General features: G+C 62.4%; 18 protein-coding genes. 8 read left to right on the top strand and 10 right to left on the bottom strand.

Annotated features, from left to right (window positions below):
- Positions 1-48 precede the first annotated feature (48 nt).
- Positions 49-876: a tetratricopeptide repeat protein gene (locus WKV53_RS07705; protein WP_341403893.1), complete on the top strand. Its 828-nt coding sequence runs from the start codon at positions 49-51 to the stop codon at positions 874-876.
- 134 nt (positions 877-1010) lie between these two features.
- On the opposite strand, the gene WKV53_RS07700 is transcribed toward WKV53_RS07705, so the two are convergent.
- Positions 1011-1655, bottom strand: a complete 645-nt coding sequence (locus tag WKV53_RS07700) for a D-Ala-D-Ala carboxypeptidase family metallohydrolase (RefSeq protein WP_341403891.1) — start codon at positions 1653-1655, stop codon at positions 1011-1013.
- 262 nt (positions 1656-1917) lie between these two features.
- On the opposite strand from WKV53_RS07700, the gene WKV53_RS07695 reads away from it, so the two are divergent.
- From WKV53_RS07695 to WKV53_RS07685, 3 genes are all read left to right on the top strand, one after another.
- Positions 1918-3219 carry an LptF/LptG family permease gene (locus tag WKV53_RS07695; protein ID WP_341403889.1) on the top strand — a complete coding sequence of 434 codons (1302 nt, stop codon included), beginning with the start codon at positions 1918-1920 and terminating at the stop codon, positions 3217-3219.
- A 13-nt stretch (positions 3220-3232) separates the two neighbouring features.
- Positions 3233-5107: a SulP family inorganic anion transporter gene (locus WKV53_RS07690; RefSeq protein WP_341403886.1), complete on the top strand. Its 1875-nt coding sequence runs from the start codon at positions 3233-3235 to the stop codon at positions 5105-5107.
- A 95-nt stretch (positions 5108-5202) separates the two neighbouring features.
- Complete coding sequence (locus WKV53_RS07685; protein WP_341403884.1) at positions 5203-6333, top strand: serine hydrolase domain-containing protein; 1131 nt, start codon at positions 5203-5205, stop codon at positions 6331-6333.
- Positions 6334-6436: 103 nt separating this feature from the next.
- Here the strand turns inward: WKV53_RS07685 and WKV53_RS07680 are convergent, their stop codons facing one another.
- The 8 genes from WKV53_RS07680 to WKV53_RS07645 form a co-directional block, all read right to left on the bottom strand.
- Entirely contained in the window at positions 6437-7549 is a 1113-nt protein-coding gene (locus WKV53_RS07680) for an acyltransferase family protein (RefSeq protein ID WP_341403883.1), read from the bottom strand.
- A gap of 63 nt (positions 7550-7612) precedes the next feature.
- Positions 7613-8575: a sll0787 family AIR synthase-like protein gene (locus tag WKV53_RS07675; RefSeq protein WP_341403881.1), complete on the bottom strand. Its 963-nt coding sequence runs from the start codon at positions 8573-8575 to the stop codon at positions 7613-7615.
- A complete protein-coding gene (locus tag WKV53_RS07670) occupies positions 8572-9138 on the bottom strand; it encodes an MSMEG_0567/Sll0786 family nitrogen starvation N-acetyltransferase (RefSeq protein ID WP_341403880.1) in 567 nt (188 codons plus the stop codon). Before WKV53_RS07670 ends, WKV53_RS07675 begins: the two co-directional genes overlap by 4 nt.
- A gap of 33 nt (positions 9139-9171) precedes the next feature.
- Positions 9172-10446: an MSMEG_0569 family flavin-dependent oxidoreductase gene (locus tag WKV53_RS07665; RefSeq protein WP_341403878.1), complete on the bottom strand. Its 1275-nt coding sequence runs from the start codon at positions 10444-10446 to the stop codon at positions 9172-9174.
- Positions 10447-10451: 5 nt separating this feature from the next.
- Complete coding sequence (locus tag WKV53_RS07660; protein WP_341403876.1) at positions 10452-10727, bottom strand: MSMEG_0570 family nitrogen starvation response protein; 276 nt, start codon at positions 10725-10727, stop codon at positions 10452-10454.
- A 4-nt stretch (positions 10728-10731) separates the two neighbouring features.
- A complete protein-coding gene (locus tag WKV53_RS07655; RefSeq protein WP_341403875.1) occupies positions 10732-11862 on the bottom strand; it encodes an MSMEG_0568 family radical SAM protein in 1131 nt (376 codons plus the stop codon).
- Positions 11810-12787 carry a Nit6803 family nitrilase gene (locus tag WKV53_RS07650; RefSeq protein WP_341403874.1) on the bottom strand — a complete coding sequence of 326 codons (978 nt, stop codon included), beginning with the start codon at positions 12785-12787 and terminating at the stop codon, positions 11810-11812. Before WKV53_RS07650 ends, WKV53_RS07655 begins: the two co-directional genes overlap by 53 nt.
- Positions 12788-12791: 4 nt before the next feature.
- On the bottom strand, positions 12792-13274 hold the full coding sequence (locus WKV53_RS07645) for an MSMEG_0572/Sll0783 family nitrogen starvation response protein (protein ID WP_341403872.1): 483 nt from the start codon (positions 13272-13274) through the stop codon (positions 12792-12794).
- Between the two features lie 160 nt (positions 13275-13434).
- Here WKV53_RS07645 and WKV53_RS07640 point away from each other — a divergent pair, with 160 nt between their 5' ends.
- The 3 genes from WKV53_RS07640 (at position 13435) to WKV53_RS07630 (ending at position 16204) form a co-directional block, all read left to right on the top strand.
- Positions 13435-14463 carry a LacI family DNA-binding transcriptional regulator gene (locus WKV53_RS07640; protein ID WP_341403870.1) on the top strand — a complete coding sequence of 343 codons (1029 nt, stop codon included), beginning with the start codon at positions 13435-13437 and terminating at the stop codon, positions 14461-14463.
- 123 nt (positions 14464-14586) lie between these two features.
- On the top strand, positions 14587-15441 hold the full coding sequence (locus tag WKV53_RS07635; RefSeq protein WP_341403868.1) for a hypothetical protein: 855 nt from the start codon (positions 14587-14589) through the stop codon (positions 15439-15441).
- Positions 15442-15553: 112 nt separating this feature from the next.
- Positions 15554-16204 (top strand): TFIIB-type zinc ribbon-containing protein, encoded by a 651-nt coding sequence (locus tag WKV53_RS07630; protein ID WP_341403867.1) that lies wholly within the window; start codon positions 15554-15556, stop codon positions 16202-16204.
- Here the strand turns inward: WKV53_RS07630 and WKV53_RS07625 are convergent, their stop codons facing one another.
- A complete protein-coding gene (locus WKV53_RS07625; protein WP_341403865.1) occupies positions 16205-17284 on the bottom strand; it encodes a substrate-binding domain-containing protein in 1080 nt (359 codons plus the stop codon).
- Positions 17285-17454: 170 nt separating this feature from the next.
- On the opposite strand from WKV53_RS07625, the gene WKV53_RS07620 reads away from it, so the two are divergent.
- Positions 17455-21051 (top strand): beta strand repeat-containing protein, encoded by a 3597-nt coding sequence (locus WKV53_RS07620; RefSeq protein WP_341403864.1) that lies wholly within the window; start codon positions 17455-17457, stop codon positions 21049-21051.
- Positions 21052-21165 lie beyond the last annotated feature (114 nt).

Genomic DNA, 21165 nt, shown 5'->3' with positions numbered 1-21165 from the left:
CTGCCCTCCCCTGGGTGCCGCGGCGCACTTCTTTTTCCATCCATCCCGATGAAGCTGTCCCTGCCGGTTCTCGCAGCGTTGTTGCTACCCTTCACGCTTTCGGCGCATCCCGATCCAAGCCACACACTGGCAGAGCTGGAGGAGCACCTGGCGAAGGCACCTGATGACCAGGAAGTGCTGCGCCAGAAGGCCGGGCTTTTCCTTTCGACCAGTCATCCTGAACTCGCGCGGCCGGTGGTCGCCCGGTTGCTCACGCTGGATCCAAAGCAGCCGGAGAATCTGCTGTTAGACGCCCGGACTTGTCGCACCGAAAAGGACGCGGCGACGAGTGCCAAGGCTGCTGAGCTTGTGAAAGAGCATCCGAAGTTCGTGCCGGGGCTGCTCTTCCTCGCCGAAGTGGAAGAAGAGAAAGGCAATCATGACGAGGCGATCGCCGCGATGCGGCAGGCGCTGGATCTTTCGCCCAAGCCATCGCCGGGCGACGTGCTGACCTGCGCCGCGTGGTTGGAAAAGCGGGGTGACAAGGTGGAGGCGATCGCGGTGCTTGATCAAGGGTTGGCCAAGCTCGGGGTATTCACCGGGCTGCACCAGAAGGCGATCGAGATGGAAGTGCCGCTCGGGCACTATGACTCGGCGTTGCGCCGTGTGGATGCGATGACGGCGCGGCTGCGGCCGTCGGTGGCTTTTTCGCTACAGCGAGCGGATATCCTGGAGAGTGCCGGACGATTCAAGGAGGCAGCGGCGGCGTGCGACTCGGCGCTTGCGCTGTTAGATGTGATGCCGACGTCGCGGAAGACCACGACGGCGTGGAAGGAGCAGTTCGAGACGGTGAGCCAGCGCAAGGCGAAGGACCTTGAGCGGGCGGGAGTGGAGTGAAGATTACCGGCTGCCCACCGTGCTTCGGGCCTTCAGCCCTTCGTGAGTATTGCATCTGCTACCCAGCCCGATGGGCTGGGCTGAGGGATGACGCACCGTTGGTGCTGAAAGGCAGATGGCCGCTGGTTAACAACTCACCAATCGACGTTCTGGCCGCGGGTGTCGATGTGCGTGAAGGTCGGGTAACGACCGACGCCGCCGCGGAACAGTCCGCTGGAGCGCATGGTGCGGGCGGTCTGGGCGACCGTCGAGGGTGAGGCATCGAAGACCACATCGATGGCGACATTGGCCTGATGGTAGGAGCCGGACTTCGCACCGGGGCAGCGGGCATTGTAAGACGGGGCGCGGTAGGCGGAGACGACTTCCTTCACCGGCTGACCGAGCTGGGCCGAGACGCGGTCGATCACGCGCAGGGTGGGAGCCATTTGACGCCACAGCGTGCGTGGCGGGAGAGAATTCCAAACCGATCCGCGTTGCTTCGCGTGGGATGCGATCACCTGGTGGGGCGTCAACCGCTCAAGTCGCAGGCTCGCGAGGAAGTCGGCATACGCCTTCAACTCGCCGCCCTGATGGGTCACCCAATCCTGCGGCAGGTCACTGAAGTCGACCGGGGCAGACGGGGTGAAGATCGACATTCCAGGCTTCTTTGAGAAGAAGGCGGAGGCGGAGCCAGTGGTGGCTAGCAGGGCGAGAGCGCCGGCTCCGAGGGTGCAGAGGGCACCGCGACGGGATTGGAGCTGGGCATCGGCGGACTCGCCGCGGGACGGATCGATAAGCATGTGGTGATTTTTGCGGGCTGGCTGGGAGGAACGGCAGGGGAAGCAAACCCCATACCGCGTGCTATTTTTGTGAAAGAGTCCGGCCGGCTCGTCCGGGCGAATTCGCGGTGGAGGAAAGCAAGAGAGTCGGACGGGGCAAGGACTTTCGGCCGGATTCACTAACTGTTAGTGAGTTCTGTGAATAACCTTCGTAGATACACCCGCTGAGTATAGCCAATGTCACCACCGGAACTCCCGCTAGACAGGGTGCCTGAGGCGAATCATGCTGTACGCACCCATGCGTCTCTCCGACCGCTACATCGGCCGCCAAGTCCTCGTAGGGACGCTCTTCGCCATCCTGCTGCTGAGCACGATCCTGGTGATGGGCAGCCTGTTCCAGAGCTTGCGAATGCTCGTGGTGGAACTTGGTGCTCCGCTTTCGATCATTGGCGAGTTCCTGGTGGCCACGCTGCCCTTCGCGCTGATCTACACCATCCCCTGGGCCTTCCTCTCGGCGGTGCTGCTGGTGTTCGGCCGCATGTCCTCGGAGAATGAACTCACCGGTTTCCGCGTGGCTGGCATGAGCCTGGGCCGGATCTCACTGCCGGTGTTCGTGCTCGGTGCCCTGCTTTCCGGTGGCTGCCTGTGGCTGAATCTCGAGGTTGCGCCGTGGGCGAGATCGATCTCGAAGAACATCAAGATGCGGGCTTTCGCGATGGATCCGCGGAGCATGCTGAGTGCTGCCGCCGAACAGGATGGCCTGGCTCGCTTCGAGGAAAGCCTGAAGGATGTGCGCGCCTATATCGAGAAGTCCGATGGCTCGACAATGCAGGGCTTCCATCTCTTCAAGGTGGCCAACCCCGATGATCCGGAGGCTCGCGACATTTACGTCCATGCCATGAGGGCGAAGGCCGTGATCGACGAAGAGGACAAGCAGTTCCGGCTGCACCTCTACGACGCGATGTTCATGACGTCTGGCGGAAGCACCGGACTGACCGGTGCCAAGGCAGACGATGATGCGGCGCCGGACGACAAGGGCAGACCGCAGATCGTGCTGGCAGAGGAATCCGTGCCAGTGGTGCTGCCGTATGAAACCCGGATGACCAAGGATGATCCGGCGGCCATGAGCATCGCAGCCATCCGCGAAACGATCCAGGAGCTGAAACAGTCGCAGATAGATCGAGTGGGAAAAGTCGCGGCGCTCAAACAGCAAGTCAAGGAGCTGGAAAGCAAGGGGGTAGCCTACAAGCCACAGCTGGAGGATACGCGGAGCAAGCTCAAGACGACGCTGGCCATCGACTCGGCAAGATTCATCGCGAACTACGAGGGTGAGATCCACCGGCGCTTCGCCTCGTCCTTCGCCTGTCTCGCGTTTGCCTTCATCGGCATCCCGCTTGGCATCAAGGCGCGCCGCAAGGATACTTCATCCGGCCTGATCCTCAGCCTGCTGATCGGCGTGGCCTACTTCGTCTGCGGATTGATTGGCGGCAAGAGCCACACCGGTGTACAGCTTGCAGCCTGGGCGCCGAACGTGGTGAGCGTGGTGCTCGGACTGGTGCTGCTGCGCCGCGCCCGCTTCCGCTGATGATGAGGATTTCATGAGCTCGCATTTCCAGCCCCGACGGATCGCTCGCCGCGTCGGCGAGTTCTTCCGCGGGGGAAAGCTGGAACTGCTGCCCATCCTCCACACGCTGCGGCGCTACGATCGCGAGAAGTTCCGCGCGGATGGCAAGGCCGCGTTGAATGTCTCGCTGCTGGATATCCCGCAGGGCATGGCTTATGCGGCGATCGCCGAGCTGCCGATCGTCTTCGGCATCGCGTGCTCGGCGACGGCCTCGATCATAGCGCCGCTGTTCGCCGGATCCCGCCACACGATCCTTGGGCCGACCAATGCGACGGCTTTCATGCTCTTCGGCTTCTTTGCCGTGGAACCGGCGCTCGCCGCCCGTGAGACCCAGCTGGTGCCGCTGCTGGTGATGATGGTCGGGATCTTCTGCCTGCTGGGCTCGATCCTGCGCGTGGCCGACTTGCTGCAGTATGTTTCCCGCTCGGTGCTCGTCGGCTATGTCTCAGGTGCCGCGGTGTTGATCGTGACCAATCAGTTCAAGCACCTGTTAGGCATCGCCTTCGAGGTGGATCAGGAGAGGCCGCGCAGCTTCGTAGGGTTGGCGGATGCACTGGTGCGGGCGTTGCCGCATGCGGACTTGGGGCCGATCATCATCGGGGGGACGACCTTCGCGCTGTTCATGCTGATGAAGCGCTGGAGACCGCGATGGCCGAATCTGGCGATCATCCTGATCCTGGTCTCGGCCGTCTTTGGCTCGCTGATCCAGAAAGGTGTGGCTCCCTTTGCGAACGCCGCACGCTTCCGCACCTTCACGCCGGAAGATCTGCTGCCTTCCCTGCCCCACTTCGCGCGTCCCGGGATCTTCGAGGACATTTCGTCGCTGGTGGCAGTCGCGCTCGCGGTAGCCTTCCTCGCGTGCTTGGAAAACACGCTGATGGCGAAGACCATCGCCTCGCGCTCGGGCGATCGTGCGGATGTGAACCAGGACATGTTCGCGGTGGGTGCGGCGAATTTCGCGTCCGCCATCGCCGGTGGCATGCCGGCTTCCGGATCGCTGCTGCGCTCGACGCTCAATTTCTCCTCCGGCGCCCGCACGCGAATGTCCTCGATCTATTCGGGCACGCTGGTTCTGTCCGCTGCCTTGCTGATCGCGTGGCTGCCAAAGCTCGGCGGCATTTCCCTGATCGACTATGTGCCGAAGGCGGCGCTGGCGGCGCTGATCATCGGCATCGCGCTGGCGCTGATCAATCGCCACAACATCCGGGTCTGCGCGCGCTCGACGCCGGACGATGCGGCGGTGCTGATCGTTACTTTCATCTCCACCCTGATCGCACCACTGCACGTGGCGATCTTCATCGGCGTCGCGCTATCGATCACCCTGTTTCTGAGGAAGGCGAGCCGGCCACACTTGGTGGAATATGAGTTCAGCGATGCGGGTGAACTCCGGCAGATGGGTGAAAAACGCCAGCGCCCGAACCCGGCGATCTCGATCGTGCACGTCGAGGGTGACCTGTTCTTCGGTGCGGCCGAGCTCTTCCGCACCCAGATCCAGCGCTCCGCGGCGGATGAATCGCTGAAGATCATGATCCTGCGGCTGAAGAACGCGCGCCATCTCGACGCGACCTCGGTGCTGGCGCTGGAGGATCTGGTGAAGTTCATGCGCGCCAACGACCGGCACCTGCTGGTCTCGGGGGCGACCCGCGAGGTGTATCGGGTGCTGAAGAATTCCGGGGTGCTGGCGACCGTGCAGGAGGGCGCCGACCGCAAGGCTGGCGAGAGCAACATCTTCCTCAACAAGCCGAGCAACCCGAATATTTCCACCCGTGACGCCCTCAAGCGTGCCCAACAGCTCCTCGGCGGCGAAAAAGCCGAGGTGAGGATTTTCTACGATCCGAACAAGAAATAGATGGGAGATGGTGGATGGCAGATCGTAGATGGAAGAGATCCTTCCTTTCGCGCTCTCACTTGCTGATTTTCATCTGCCATCTGCCATCTCTCCTCATGAAACCCATCCTGTTTCTCTCCCTTCTCGCCACCACCGCCTTCGCCCAAGTGAACCCCAACATCAGCGAGGCGATGGACAAGATGGTCGCTGCGAAGGAAATCTCCGGAGCGGTCACGCTGGTCGCCGATGACCAGAAGACGATTCACCTCGGCGCGAATGGCTTCTCTGACCTGGAGAACAAGGCGAGCATGGAGGCTGACAACTTGTTCTGGATCGCCTCCATGTCGAAACCCATCACCGGGACCGCGGTGCTGATGATGCAGGACGCGGGCAAGCTCTCGGTGGATGATCCGGTGTCGAAGTATTTGCCGGAGTTCAAGGGCCTGAAGGATGCCGATGGCAAGGAGGTCGTGGTGACGATCAAACACTGCCTGACCCACAGTGCGGGGTTGGCCGAGGTGACGCCGCAAGAGTCCGGTGACATCGCCACGCTGAAGGACCTGATGCCGCTGATCGTGGCGAAGCCGATGCAGTTCGCGCCGGGCTCGAAGTGGCAGTACTGCCAGACGGGCATCAATACTGCCGCGCGCGTGGTGGAAGTGGTGTCCGGGGAGGCGTTTCCCGACTTCCTGGACAAGCACCTGTTCCAGCCGCTCGGCATGGAAAACACCACTTTCTATCCGACCGAGGCGCAGGCCAAGCGACTCGCGACCGCCTACAAGCGCACCGAGGCAGGTGAGCTGCAGAAGACCGGCCTGATGTTCCTCGGCAACAAGCCGATCACCAGCCATGATCGCTATCCACGTGCGAATGGCGGCCTGTTTTCCACTGCGGCGGACTACGAGAAATTCGCCCGCATGATCCTGCGCGGCGGCGAGCTCGATGGGAAACGGTATCTCTCCGAGAAGGCGGTGAAGCAGATGACCACGGTGCAGAGCGGTGATCTGCAAACCGGCTTCACGCCTGGCAACGGCTGGGGTCTCGGCTGGTGTGTGATTCGCGAGCCGCAGGGCGTGGCCGCGACGCTTTCACCGGGAACCTTCGGCCACGGCGGCGCGTATGGTACGCAGACGTGGATCGATCCGGTGAAGAAGCGGATTCACCTGCTGCTGATCCAGCGCGCGGATTTGCCGAACTCGGATGGCTCGGACATTCGGAAGGCGTTTCACGAGGCGTCGGCGAAGTGACTGACGGGGAGCGCGGAATTTATTCCGCCGGCAAGGAAGGTTCGCAGGACCGGTGAAGCGGAATGAATTCCGCGTTCCCAGTGTGCCTTCGTATTTCAAGATGCTACACCCGCAGGAACGCCCGCTTCTTCCACAGGAAATAGAGCAGCAGCCACTCGATCACCAGGATACCGACGATGAGGACGACTTCTTGCCACTTGCCGCACCACTGCGCGATGCCGCCGAAGAAGAACTCCGAGATCTCAGGGAACGACAAGACCCTCTCCGTGAGGTAGATCGTCAGGGAGTTCATGCCGATCACTTCGAGCGGGAAGCTCCACTTCGACTGCGGGCGGAAATCGATGAAGAGGTGGAAGGCAGTGAACAGCCAGAGAGCGATGCCGCCCGCGAGCAGATTGAAGGTGGTGGTCCACGCCGATTTGATCGGCGGATAGCCGAACTTCCAGCATAGCCAGCCGGCGAAGAGCAAGCACGTTCCTGCGACTAACAACCGGGCGGCGGTCATGTGTGACGGCGGCCCCGAGTCTTTCACATGTTCGCCGGTCAATACTCCGCCAAGGGTGAGTGCCGCGGCGGAAAAGGCGCACAGGATTCCCTCGGGATCGAAGACACCTCCATGCAATCGTCCGGGCAACAGCAACCGGTCGAGCCAGGCATTGACGATGCCGTCCGGAGTGAGCACGCCCGCACCATGACCTGGAACCGGAAACAAGAGCTGCAGGCCGGCTATCGTCACAAGGATCCCGCCGCACCAGATGGCCCGGGCTCTCCAAGTCGAGGTGATCAGGAAGATGCTCGCCGCGATGCCATAGGCGACACCGATCTGGCCAAGCACGCTGGCGTAGCGCTGGGACTCGAACTTCAATTGTAGTCCGCCATTGTAGACGATGCCTAGCAGGACCAGAATCAGGACCCGCTTCCACACGCCGGCGAGCAAGGCACCTCGCGAATCACCGCGTTCGCGCTTCTTCCCTAGGGCGTAGGGCACCGCCACACCGGACAGGAACATGAATAGCGGGAAAATCAGGTCGTAAACGCGCAGTCCGTCCCATTCGACGTGCTCGAGCTGCACGGCAAAGGCTTCCAGCCGAGGGAATTGGGTGACCTTGGCGAGCTGGAGGAAAAGGTCTGCCAAGCCGGTGATCCACAGCATGTCGAAGCCGCGCAGGGCATCGAGAGATCGCAGTCGCGGGGTGCTTCCGGGTTGGTCTGCCATGGCAGCCATGAGGCTCGCGGGAGTGCACAGGATTGCAAGCCCAAGCGGGGCTTGCTCGCCCGTTTAGGCTTCCAAGCCGAAATCGAGCACGACCCGGGCCGAATCGTCCGTTAGAACGAGATCCGGGTTTTCCGTGAAATGGCCGATGGGGGCGCAGGCGAGGTCACGGGATGCAAAAAGGGCGGCGAGTTCTGCCACCTGGGGCTGCGGCACCGCGAACAGGAAGCCGAAGCTGGGAAAGGAAACCAGCCAGCGCTCCCACCCTGCCTCGTCGGGTTTTGGCAAATGGGCGAGGTCCAGGATCGCTCCGACGCCGGAGCAGTGGGCGAGCATGGCGAGGGTGCCGATGATGCCGCCATTGCTGATGTCCTTGGCTGCGAGGGAGAGCCGTCGTTCGGCGACCTGGGGCAAGAGGGCGAGATCGCCTCGGAGACGATCAGGTGGCGAGCCGGTGCTGGCATTCCAGAAGGGTTTGTTTCCGCGATAGGTGCCGCGCATGTCGATCGCGATAACGAGAGCGTCGCCGGGCTTGGCATCGAAGGAAGTGAGCAGCTCTTCCCCTGCCCTGCCCAAGACGGCAGCGGAGAGGCGGGGTGAGTCGACCTTTGCCAAGGTGGTGTGGCCGCCGACGATGGGAACGCCGTAGGTCTCGGACGCGGCGCGCATGCCGGCCCAGATTTCCTCTGCCGACGCCATGTCGGGGGTGACGAGCACATCGGTGATGGCGATGGGAGTGCCACCCATCGCGGCGACGTCGCTGAGATTGACCATCACGGCTGAGTAGCCGGCGAACCATGGGTCATCGCGGACGAAGGAATCGAGCATGCCTTCCGCGGCGAACAGCAGGTGTCCGCCGGTGGATGGATCGGGAATCGCAGCGCAGTCGTCGCCGAGACGGGATATGCCTGCGACGCTTTCCGCGGGAGCATACACCTCGTGGATGCAAGCCTTCTCGCGAACGGCGGGATGCTGCTGGAGAAAACGGGCGAGTTCTTCCAGCAATGAGACTGGAGGGGCTGCAGTCATGCTACTTTCTTCGCGGCGGCGTAGTGATTCAGATCCGCGCGCATGAGCACGTGGGGCAGGCCGTGAAGCATGATGTTTTCCAAAGGCTGCCAGTGGAGGCGTTGGAAGAAGCGCGCGTTCTGCTGTTGGACGGTGGCGAGGAATTCATGGCAGCCGAGCGCGCAGGCGGTGGATACCGCTTTGTAGATGAGACCGGCACCGAGGGCTCCGAGTGCGGCGTAGCAAGGCTGGAGGTTTCTCACGGCGACACCGGGGCTGATGTGGCGCAGGCGTCGGAAGCCGGAGGAAACGCCGAGACGGCTGCCATACCAGAGTCCAGATGAGCGTTCATCGATGCGCACCACGCCGACGACGGTGTCTTCCATGCCGGCGATCAGTGACTTGCAGACGATGGGCATGGCGGACTCGTCGAAGAGGTCGCGGTCGTCGGTTTCGAAGACGTGCTGCTCCTCGCAGAAGATCTCGCGTCGCAGCTTGTGGTAGCCCTCCAGATCGTGGGAATCCCGGGCGAGCTTGAAAACGAAGTCGTAAGGGAGCGCCGGTGGAAAGGGCTCGAGGATCATAGCTTTGAAGAGAAGCAGTTGGCGTGCTGGATTTCAGACAATGCCTGCGAGTTCAGGTGACGGCTTGCGGGTGAGCGATTGGTGGATCTGGTCGGCGAGATGCTCGGCGTCCGGGCCCACGCCGGCGAAGCGGCCGGAGCCCCAGGTGTGCAGCCAGGGCAGGCCGATGAAATAGAGGCCGGGGACTTCGGTGACGCCGCGGTCGTAGCGCGGGTAGCCGCGTTCGTCGAAAATCGGGAACTTCACGAAGCTGAAGTCGGAGCGGAAGCCGATGGACCAGATGATGGCGCCGACGTCTTTCGTGGAGAAGTCGAGGCGTTGTGGCTCCTCTTCAGGTTGCCAGCAGGGTTCGTAGACGGGTTCTTCCGGGGCATCGATGCCCTGTGCAGCGATGTATTCGTCGATGCGCTTGCGGATGCCGACGTAGGATTTGTCGGCGGCATCGAGGCGTTCCTTGAGATTGGGCCGCAGGCTGAAGCCCGCTTCATCGATGCCGTCGACGTAGCCGTAGAGGCCCATGCCTTCGAGGGCGAAGCGGCGCAGGTCGATCTCGCGTCCGCCATCGCGTCCTGTGAGGTAGTGGTTGGTGCTGTCACGGACCATCGCGGGATCGGGATGGGCGCTGATCGGGGTGTCGTAGTAGCGCATGTCCTCCAGCCAGGCGACGACGTCCTTGCCGCGATACTGGCGGGGAGATCGCGGGGCATTGCCGAGGCAGAGATGGACCTTTCGGCCGGCGAGGTGGAGGTCCTCGGCGATCTGGCAGCCGGATTGGCCGGAGCCGACGACGACGATATCGCCCGCAGGGATCTGTTCGGGATTCCGGTAGGCGACCGAGTGAATCTGGAAGATGGAGTCCGGGATGTTTTCGGTGCCAGGCGGGACGATCGGCTTGTGGAAGCCACCGATGGCCATCACGACCTGTGCGGCGATCCAGGTGCATTCGCTGGTGGTGACAAGGAAGCCGTCCTCGTGCGCTTCGATGGATTGGACGGAAACGCCTTCGTGAATGGGAGGCTTCACCTTCGCGACGTAGCGTTCGATGTAGGCGACGATCTCGTCCTTCACCATGAAGCCTTCGGGGTCATCGCCATCGTAGGGATGGCCGGGCAGGCGGCATTGGAAATTCGGAGTGACGAGGCAGAAGCTGTCCCAGCGCTCGCTACGCCACGAGTGGCCGATGCGATGGCGCTCGAAGATGACGTGGTCATGGATGCCCCGTTGCTTGAGGCAATAGCTGACGGAAAGGCCAGCCTGGCCGCCGCCGATAATGGCGACGTCGGTGCGGCGATGTTCGGGAAAGGACATGATTGTTAGATGGAGTGAATGCGAACGGTCGATTCAGGTGGCAGGGCGGAGGCCCAGTGCTCGATCTCTTCCAGCGAGCTGGCGGCGGAAGAGCAGGAGAAGCCGAACTTGGCGAAAACGCGGTTCGAGGCTTCGCTGAGCGAGGCGCGGGCCTTGCGAAGGAATTCGTCGGTGCGAAGCGTGTCTCCGGCGGTGAAGTAGTCCCTGACGACGGAAGACGGAGAGTAGCAGTATTTCAGGGAGCCATCGGGAAGCTCCACGGTGAAAGGCGTTTCTGGCATGGGATCAGGCGGCGCAGATGGACTTCTTGTTCTCGAAGCTGGAGAGTGAGGAGCAGGCGGCGCATTTGGCGCAGCCGGCTTTGACGGTGTCGGAGGTCATGCCGGCTTCGGCGAGCATGCGTCCGACTTCCGGAAGCACGGCGCGCATGAAGTCGGCGGATGGTGGTGAATGGCCGGCAAGCGGGGTGCCAGTGACGGGCACGAAAGGCACGATGAAGGGATAGACACCGAGGGCGATGAGAACGCGGGAAGCTTCTAACAGGCCCTCGGCGGTGTCACCGAGGCCGGCGAGGAGATAGGTGCTGACCTGTCCGCGGCCGAAGACGCCGACGGCGGACTCGAAGGCTTCGAGGTAAAAGGACACTGGGACCTCGGCCTTGCCGGGCATGATGACGCGGCGGACGTCTTCGTCCCAGGCTTCCAGGTGCATGCCGAGGCTGTCGGCACCCGCGTCGTGCATGTGGCGGAACCACGAGAAGTCGGCGGGCGGCTCGCACTGGACTTGAACGGGCAGGCCGCTGGCGGCTTTCACGGCTTGGGCGCTCTCGGCCATGATGGCAGCGCCACGGTCGCTGGTGGCGGGGGTGCCTGTGGTGAGGACGACCTGGCGGATGCCATCGAGATCACGGCCTGCGACGGCGACTTCGGCGAGTTGGGCGGGGGTCTTCTTCGCGATGGTGCGACCTGCCTTCAAGGATTCGCCGATGGCGCAAAACTGGCACTTGGTGGACGAGTTCCCGTAGCGAATGCAGGTTTGCAATACAGTGCTCGCCATGACGTCCCGCGAGTGAAGCTGGGCGATCTTCCAATACGGGATGCCATCGGAAGTACTAAGTCCGTAGAATTTCGGCTCCGGAGGAAACTGCACCTCACCCATCGGTTCACCATCGCGGAACAGCGGGGCCTTTCCATGCTGAAGTGCGCCGACGGTGTAGGGTGAATGCGCCGCGCCGCGGGTGTGGACCGGCACCATGATGGTGGTGCCGAGCACGGTGAGCGCCTTGTGATCTGTCGGGCCCGCTCCTCCGCTGCGGCTCGGCGCACCAGAGGTGTCGGTGAGGCGGACGCCGAAGGACTGCAGCTCAGAGAGCAGGAACTGCTTCTTCGACAGCAACGCGTTGGAGAACTCGTTCATGAGTGGTTTCGTGAAGGGCGGTTCTTTGGGTCTTGTCCACGAGCAGGGTGAAGATGTCGTGGCGGGCGTAGTGGCCGGCGGAGTCCATCATCCGCTTGCGCTTCGTGATGAGGGACATGTCGAGGTCGGCGATGGCCATCCCCTCGCCTTCCGTGATCGGCTCGCAGAGGTGCTGGCCTTCCGGTGAGATGATCGCGCTGAAGCAGCCGCCGCGGAGGACCTTTTGCATCGCAGGATCCGGAGTGATTTCCGCGACCTGGGCATCGCTAAGCCAACCGGTCGAATTCACGACGAAGCAACCGGCTTCGAGCGCATGGTGACGGATGGTGACTTCGATTTGATCGGAGAAGATCTGGCCGACCATCGAGCCCGGGAAATGCGCACAGTGGATCTCCTCGCGATCCGCCATCAGCGTGTAGCGTGCTAGAGGGTTGTAGTGTTCCCAGCAGGCCAAGGCACCGATGCGGCCGACCTTGGAATCCACGGCGCGCAGGCCGGAGCCATCTCCCTGGCCCCAGACCATGCGTTCGTGGAAGGTTGGCGTGATCTTCCGTCGCTTCAGCAGCAGCGTGCCATCGGCATCGAAGATGAGCTGGGTATTGTACAGGGAGCCGCCGTCGATCTCATTGACCCCGATGACGAGGACCATCCGGTGTCGTGCGGCGAGCTGGGAGAAGCGCTTGGTGACTGGTCCGGGGACCTGCACGGCTTCCTCATAAAGCCGCAGGTGCGGCTTGCCGGATTTCACCGGCGGCTCGACGAACGAGAAGTATGGATACCACGGGACGAAGGTCTCCGGGAAGACGGCGAGTTGGACGCCCTTCCCGGCGGCCTCCGCCACCGCGTCCGCGAGGCGGTCCACGGTGCCCGCGCCGGAGGATAAATCCGGTGCGATCTGGACGGCGGCTGCCCTGACAGTGCTCATCGTTTCAGAGGGTCCAGGTGTCGATGACCACCGCGCCGGCCTTCTTGTGCAGCAGCACCAGGTCCAGCACGTCGAGCGGGTTGATCGGGATGATGCCCGGGATGAAGGCCTTCTCGGTCTGGCCGTAGAGTGCCTGGGTCGCGAAACGGCAGGCGTAGACCTTGCCTCCCTCTTCCATGAACTTGGCGATGCGCTGATTGATGAACAGGTGGCCGGGGAAGGCTTCGTCGCCGAGCGTCGGGAATCCGCGTTGGAAACCCAGCGTGACGCCGGGGCCGTAGAGCAGGATCGAGGTGTCGTAACCCTTTCGCAGCAGGCGAGTGGCGGAGAGGGTATTGACCAGGCCGATGGAGCCCTCGAAGGCCACGGTGTGGAAGGTGACGAGTGCCTTCTCGCCGGGATCGGCTTTCACATCCGGGAAAACCTTCTCTTCGTAATCCACGAGGAAGTCGCCGTTCTTGTGCATCTCTTTGTCGACTGTGGGCATGGTCGTATGGGGTGTGGGGATTGTTGGTTGAGTGGCGGATTTCCGTGCTCCGCATGCCCCCTGAAAAAGCACCGGGCGGGCCATGGCATGGCGGGGCGCTGCGATTGCGTCCGCTTTGTCATGCACATCGTTGCGCACGGAAAATGCTCTCCCGTTTGGCATGGAGCAGCGCCCCACCATGACCGACTTGGCCGCACGGCTGGGGGTTTCGCCGTCGACCGTTTCGCGGGCATTGCGGAATGACTCGCGGATCAGCGTGGCGCTGCGCGAGAAGGTGAAGGCGGCCGCGGAGGAATCCGGCTATCTGCCGAATCCGATGGTCAGCGCGCTGATGGCGACCCGGCGCAAGGGTGGTGCCGGCGAGGTGGACACCGTGGCGCTGGTGACGGATTACCACGGCGCACAGGGCTGGCAGGAGAAGGACGTCTGCTGCTGGGAATATGAGGGCGTGCTCCAGCGGGCGACCGAGCTGGGATTCCGGCTCGAGATTTTCGCACTGCAGGACTACGGGAATGACACCGCGCGGCTGGAGAAGACGCTGTTTGCGCGGGGTATCCGTGGGGTGCTGTTAGGTTTCTCGCGCGGGGGCGAGCGGCGTGGGATGCTTTCGCCGAAGCATTTCGCGATCGCGGGTTTGAGCGCGTATTTTCGTGATGTGGTCGTGGATCGAGCGAACTTCCATGGGATGTTCAATGTGCGGTTGGCGCTAGAGCATATGGTGGCGAAGGGCTACCGGCGCACCGGCTTGATCGCGCCGGAGTTCAACAATCGCATCTCCGGCTACCAGTGGTCCGGTAGTTTCCTGGACTTCCAGCGGCAGCTCGATCCTGGCAGACGTTGCACGCCCTTTCTTCATGGGGATGGTGATTTTGCCAGAGAGTTTGCCGCATGGTTGAAGGCGGAGAAGCCGGACTCGTTGCTCGTCTACAAGACGGCCGTGCGCCAGTTGCTGTCGAAGGCCGGCCTGCGCATCCCGCAGGATCTCGGTGTGGCGTATCTCTTTCGCACTGCGGATGAAATGGATGCGGCTGCCGGGATCGATGGCAACCTCCGCGCGGTGGGTGCTGCTGCGTTCGACCTCGTCGTGGAGCGGCTCACGACGAATCGGCGCGGCGTGCCACAGGATCCCAAGGAGGTGCTTATCAAAGGACGCTGGCAGGACGGGCCGACCTTGCCAGCGAAGACATGACTTCAGATTGGAAGACAAGTTGTATCCCTGTGAGGGGATCGTGATTTGACCTCGGCTATCGCGCTTGCTTGGCTTCGCCTCGTGGACGTTTCTCCTCCTCGCAATCCGATTTCGGCCAAACGCTTGAGCCTCATGATCGTGGTCGGCTTTTTCATTGGCTGGGCATGCGGGGCGTTCCTTTGCGTGAAGCAACCCAAGCGTTACCTGGGAGTGGCGACGATTGAATCCCCGGCACATGCGGGGCACGCGGAGCGTCTCACTCCGGTCCGGGCGAAGATGGTTGCCCGGGATCTGGATCTCGAGAATCGCTGGGCCACCACGTTCGAGGAAGCGGTCGCCGTGATCGACCAGTGCAGCCGCTTGAAATCATCAGCGGATGGCGTGAGAATTGAAGTCCGCTATTTTGATCCCCGCGATGCCCAGCGGATTGCGGCCCAGATCGCCAGTGGCCTTGATGTGCCCGCGCGGGAACTTGAGATCTCCTCCAGAAATCCGGAGGTGAAGTCCTTCGATTTTCGAAGTGCTGCGGTTCTGGACGACACCCGGCACCTGGAATGGTTGCTCGAAGAGGAGGCCCGGAATGCCTTGTATCCCGGATGCTATGAACTCGTCAAACTTGCGGCGACGGGCGACCCGAAAGCCACCGCGCTCGTGAACAGCGAAGACTTCTCGCGGCGCTGGAAGAAATTTCAGGAACTCTCGCTACAGATCGGATATCTCAATCCTCCCGGGGAGCCCTTCAAGGCGCCGAATACCAACGCAAAGGTAGCGGAAATCCTCTCGGCGCCGGTTTCACCGGTCATCCCGCTCTGGACCTACGGAGGAGGTTTTTCAGGCGCGGCAGCCGCGGGCCTGCTGGTGCTTTGCCTCAATCGCTGGAAGCCTGCGGTGCTCCGCCCTTATCCGCCGAAGGAGCCGGTTCCTCCGGAGCCACCGCGGCCGCAGGAGAGGGCCATCGAGACGGATGACCCCTGGTGAGGAGCTTGGCATTGGAAATCCGGGCTGCCGCTGGAATTGACCCAGACGCTGCTTTTCAGCGAAACGTATCCCGATGAAATGCACGAGCTGCGGCGGGGCCCTGCAAGGAGCCATGACCTTTTGCCCCTTCTGCGGGGTGAGGCAGGATGTGAACCTGCGGCAGGTGCACTTCCGTGACCTCGGCTCCGATGCTTCCCTGCCCTGCCCGCACTGCACCACTCCGCTGGATGTGATCGAGTTCGATACCGAGCCGAAGATCTGCATCGAGCGCTGCACCACCTGCTATGGCACCTTTTTCAATCCAGGGGAACTGGAGGCGTTGTTAGAAGCGCAGACCAATCCGCTGGTGTGGCTTGATCCGGCCCAGATCAACCAAATCGCCACCGACTTTCGCCAGAATCGCGACGAGATCACCTACCAGAAGTGTCCGATATGCGCGGAGCGGATGAGCCATCTCAACTTCGGCGGGCGCAGCGGAGTGATCGTCGATCGCTGTGGTACTCATGGCGTGTGGTTGGAAGGCAGCGAGCTGCGCCGTCTGACCGAGTGGTGGCGCGCCGGCGGCAAGCTGATCTATCAGCAGCACGAGGCGGAGCGGGTGAAAAAACTGTATGCGCCGATGAAGGAGAACCGCCCGCCTGCGCCGCCGGTGAGCATCGAATCCGTGGGGCGTGATGGTCCTGGGGATTTCGAGTCCAAGGGACCAAGCACTTGGGACGTGCTGGCAATCGTCGGAGGAGTGCTGTCGATTTTCCTCGATTGATCAGTCCTTTCGCGCCTTCGCGAGGCTCTCCGCTTCGACCAATTCCAAGGGCAGCGAGACCTGGATGTTCAGATCTGCCGGCGGAGACTCGATCCATTTTGCCAAGGTCTTGGCCACCTGCACGACAGGGTATTGGAAATGGGTGATCCGCGGCAGGTGCCACTCCATCATCCGGTGCTGGGACAGCATCGCGACCGAGATGTCGCGCGGGATGCGCAGGCCATGATCGCGCAGCACGCAGGAGGTGGCGATGAAGTGCTCCCAATCGAACAGGATCAGCGCGGTGGGCGGGCGGACTTTGATCACCTTTGTCAGGGCGCGGGCGAGATCGTCCGGATCGGAACGTGGAAGGATCGGAGCGTGGTAGTTCGGAACGAAGGGCAGGCCGCGTTTTTCCAGGCACTTCGCCATGTAGTGGCGTTGGCGTTCGCAGAAGCCCTCGGGCAAGCCGCACATCATCTGGCAAATCCGGGTGTGCCCGAGATCCATCAAGCGGTCCATCACTTGGGACAGCATCTCCGCGGCATTCACGCCTAGCATGGGGACCGGCAGCCGACCGCTATCGCCGCCGAGGAAATAGGCTGGCACGCCGCGATCGAGCGACCACTTCGCGATATCGGGCCGCCCGCCGAAGACGACCAGATGCTGGGCTTCCTCGGATTTCAAAAGTCCATCCCAGCGCCGGCGGTCGGGTCGTCCATTCTTGGCATGACCGGTGGTGCGATGCTTCACATCCCAATCCGGGCGTTCTAACAAAAGCTGCGAGAGGATCTCCACGGCGACAGTGATTGTCTCGTGCAGGGGCTCGGCGGTGAGGTAGAGCACCTTGCGCCGGGTGGCCTGTTTGCCACTGCGAGCATTCTGGACGATGCGGAACTTTTTCCGCGGTCCATCGGAGAGCAGCGTGCCATCGGCCACGAGCCTTCCGACCGCTTCAGAGACCGTGATGGGATTCACGGAGAGCGCCTTGGCGAGTGGCCGGAAGCCGGGCAGACGATCGCCGAAACGCCCTTCGCGAATCGCCTCCCGGAGGGCGATCTCGGTCTGATCGGCTAGCGTGATCCGGCGCAGGGACTCCATGGACCCGGAGCAAGGCAGGCCTAGCGGCTGATGTCAAACTGCCATGATCAGCAGGGCAGATTGTTCCACGGCGCGGACTCGCCCGTGAGCCGCCGATATGGTCTTCCCTCAGGCTTGAATGGCGGGTCTCAGGTTCGGCCCGCCGTCCGACCTCCTGACATCGACGCATCATGAATACCTCACGGATCAAGCGCTCCCCCTTCACTCGTCGTTGGCTGCTCGGCAGCGCCGCCCTTGGCATCGTCTCGGCTCCTGCGGCCACGGTCACATGGACCGGCGGGGGTGCCGATACGAACTACGACACGGCCGCCAACTGGAATCCGGGGGTGCCGGCAACCGGCGACAATCTGGTCTTCCCTGACAGTGCCAGCTTTCTCGATGTGGGGCTGAATGGCACATTCAGTCCTGCCAAGCTGACCTTCTCCGCCACCGGCTTCAATGACTACTCCTTCGATGGGCCCGGGACCTTGGTGGGCACCGGGGTCATCCTTGAGAAGACCGGAAGCGCGTATCTTTTCTTCGGTGGCCTCAACAGCTTCACGGGCGAGGTCCGTGTGAATGCCGGCAAGCTGACGCTCAGCAACTCGAACCTCACTGGCAACACCTCGTACGCGTTCGGAGCCACGGGAAATACGATCAAGATCGCTTCCGGCGCGACCCTCGACCTCAATGGCCAAGGCGGTGCGGTGCATGCCACCGCTGCCTCACGCCGCACCTACAAGGTGGAGATCGCCGGCAATGGAATGGAGGACGATGCCTCGCCCGGAACTTTCCTGGGCGCGATCACCTCGTCGACCACCGGCAACCTCGCCTACGCCGGTCGCGGCAAATCCGGCGTGCAGGATCTGGTTCTCACCGCGGATGCGTCGATCCGCGTGCCGTCCAACGTGAGCTTCGACGTGGGCTTCGGAACGACGACGAGTTCGGGAACGAAGCATGTCCTCACCAAGACCGGAGGCGGCACGCTCTTTATCGGTGGCACTGGCACCACCGGCGGTAGCGTCACGGGCTACGATCTTGTCGTTTCGGAAGGAGTTCTCAGCACGGCCAGCGTTGCGGGGCTCGGTGACAAGGTGACCGTGAAATCGGGCGCTGTCTTGAACACCGCCAGCAGCCTCACGGTGACGACGCCGATCGAATTGGAGGATGGCGCGATCCTTGCCGACTATGTCGGGACGACTACTTATTCCGGGACCCTCACCTTGCTCGGCACGCCGAAGTTCCGGGCGACGAATACCGTGAACCTCACCATTGCCTCCACGCTCAATGGTCCCGGTGATATCGTGGTCGAGCGGACTACTGCTTCCGGCAACGTCATTTTCACGAAGGACAACATCATTGCGGGGAACCTCAATGTGACCGGCACAATCGCGGCGCAACTGGGCAGCGGTGGCACCACGGGTTCGTTCAAGGATTCAGGAGGAAACGATAGCCCGGTAAACCTGAACAATGGAACGGTGACGCTGAATCGCTCAGATTCCTTCACCTATAATGCCGCGATCTCGGGGACGGGAACTCTTTCAAAGAGCGGTAATGGAATCGTGCGGCGGACGGTCGAGTCGCCCTTCTCCCGTCCTTCGGGAACCGTGGTGGCGGTGAACGCGGGCAGCCTCCTTTTCAACAACGCCACTGGTGACGGTGCTGGCGAGGGGAGTGCGACGGTGGCCGCCGGTGCCACGCTTGGCGGCACGGGATCGATTGTTTCTTCCCCGATGCTTGGAAGCACGGTCGCCACCCGCGCCTATCTTGCTCCTGGCGATGGTCCGTCTTCGATCGGCACATTTACCACTGGCGGGGTGCAGGTCGCCTCCATGGGCACAGGGGCAATCCAGATCGAAGTCAATGGAGCCGCTGCCGACAAGCTGGTGGTGAATGGCGATCTCATCCTCGGACCGGCGAAGATCGCGGAGATCGCCATCGTGCCCTTTGGCAGTGGGGCGACGCAGCCTTCCTACACGGTGCTGCAATACACGGGTGTGATGCATGGCACCTTCAACTCGATCACGGGCGTGCCTGCCGGTTATCGAGTGAGACACGATGTGGCGAACAAGCGCATCGTGCTGGAGCAAAGCGCTGCGACGTCGGTGCTTCCGCAGGTGATGTATTACGATGGTGGCACGGTTGATATCGTTGCCAATGGCGATGCGGCAGCGGCTGCCACGGCGGGCAATTGGAACACCACGCTGCTCAACTGGGATCAGGGTGCGGTTGCGCATTTGCCGTGGGCGAATGATGGATCCGCCACGGCCATCCTTGCTGTGGGTGCCTACACCGTGACTGTGGACGCCGTCACGCCGCTATCGGTTGCCGGGATCAAACGCATCGGAGCCACGGCTAGCGCCACCACGATCACCGGCGGCACGCTCGACTTGCAAGCTGGTGCGCCGCTGCATGAGGCCGCAGTTGGCACTTCCGATCAGGGCCTGCGCATCGCCTCGAAGCTCACTGGCAGCGGCGGCTTCACCGTCAGTGGGCGCACGTCCTCCGGCACGAATTTCAGCCGGGTTACCTTGGTCAATCCGGTGGCTGGTAATAATACCATCAGCGGCCCGGTGGCGATCGACGGCGGCTACTTGCGGCTCGCCGCCAGCGAGCAACTCGGCAACAGCTCCGTGATCACGGCGAATACGGTGATCAGCGGTGCCACGGCCACCCTTGAAACCGGTTCCAGCGTGAATGAAACCATCGCGGGGCTGAATTTCGGCCCGGGTGGCGGCGAACTGAAACTCGGCGGTGCCAGTGCGTCCGAACTCACGCTCGATGGCGGAGGCCTATCGATCGCCAATGCCGCAACCATCACCTGCGGCAACAGTGCCAGTGGCATCCGCTTCGCCAATGCGGGAGAGTTCGTGAAATCCGGCGACAGCAGCGTGACGATCACGCGTGTGAATGCCGCCAACTTCATCGATCTCGGCGGCACCCGCACGATCCGCGTCAATGACTCTGGAATCCTGTCGCTCGGTGTGAATCTCGTGAATGGAGCGCTCGTCAAGCAAGGCACCGGCACCTTGACCCTCACTTCGGACGCGAACGCTTATCAAGGCAACACGATGGTGGTGGAAGGAATCCTGCGGCTTTCGAATCCCACGCTCTATGGTGGGGCGACACTGGATGTCGACTCGGATGCGCTGCTCGATCTTGGCTTTGTCTCGGAGTCCACGGTCAATGTCGTGAAGAGTTTCATTGTGGGCGGCGTATCGAAGCCAGCCGGTCGCTATGGTCCGCAGGGAACGACCGAGCCCGGGGTGACCGGCCTCGCCGAGATCACCGGCTCGGGGATCATTGAGGTGAATCCCGCATGGACAGCCGATCCATTCATCCCTTGGGCGATGCAGATTAGCAATCCCGACAAGCGAGGGAAAGCCGACGACGCCGATGGCGACGGTTTCGACAATCTCACGGAGTTCGCGTTCGATGGGAATCCCACGTCAGGCGTGGCCAGTGGCAAGATCCAGACGAAGGGGTTCTCCCTCGGCGGTGAGAATGCACTCGTGATCACGATCCCGGTCCGCACCGGGGCCGGTGCTTTCAGCGCGGATGGCAGTGGGCTCGTTTCATCCAAGATCGATGGGGTGATCTACCGGGTCCAAGGCAGCACCAACCTCTCGACGTGGACGCTGTCGCTGAGCGAGGTCGCTGGGACGCCCGGCATCACGCTGCCCGCGGTTCCACTGAGTTCGGCGGCTTGGGAATACCGGTCTTTCCGGATCAATGGTCCGATCTCCGCGCAGGCTAAGGCCTTCCTGCGGGCCAGCGCGACCGAATGATTTGCGTTCCTGGAGAAGCGCTCAGATATCGCAGGCCCGGTGGAGCCAATCCACCGGGCCTGTTGCTACAAGATCCGGCTCTTTTCCCTCTTGCCCGTTGACGCGTCGCGCGGA

This window comes from Luteolibacter sp. Y139, assembly GCF_038066715.1.
In the GTDB taxonomy this organism is placed as follows: domain Bacteria; phylum Verrucomicrobiota; class Verrucomicrobiia; order Verrucomicrobiales; family Akkermansiaceae; genus Haloferula; species Haloferula soli.
This window is presented reverse-complemented; position numbering and strand designations above follow the sequence as displayed.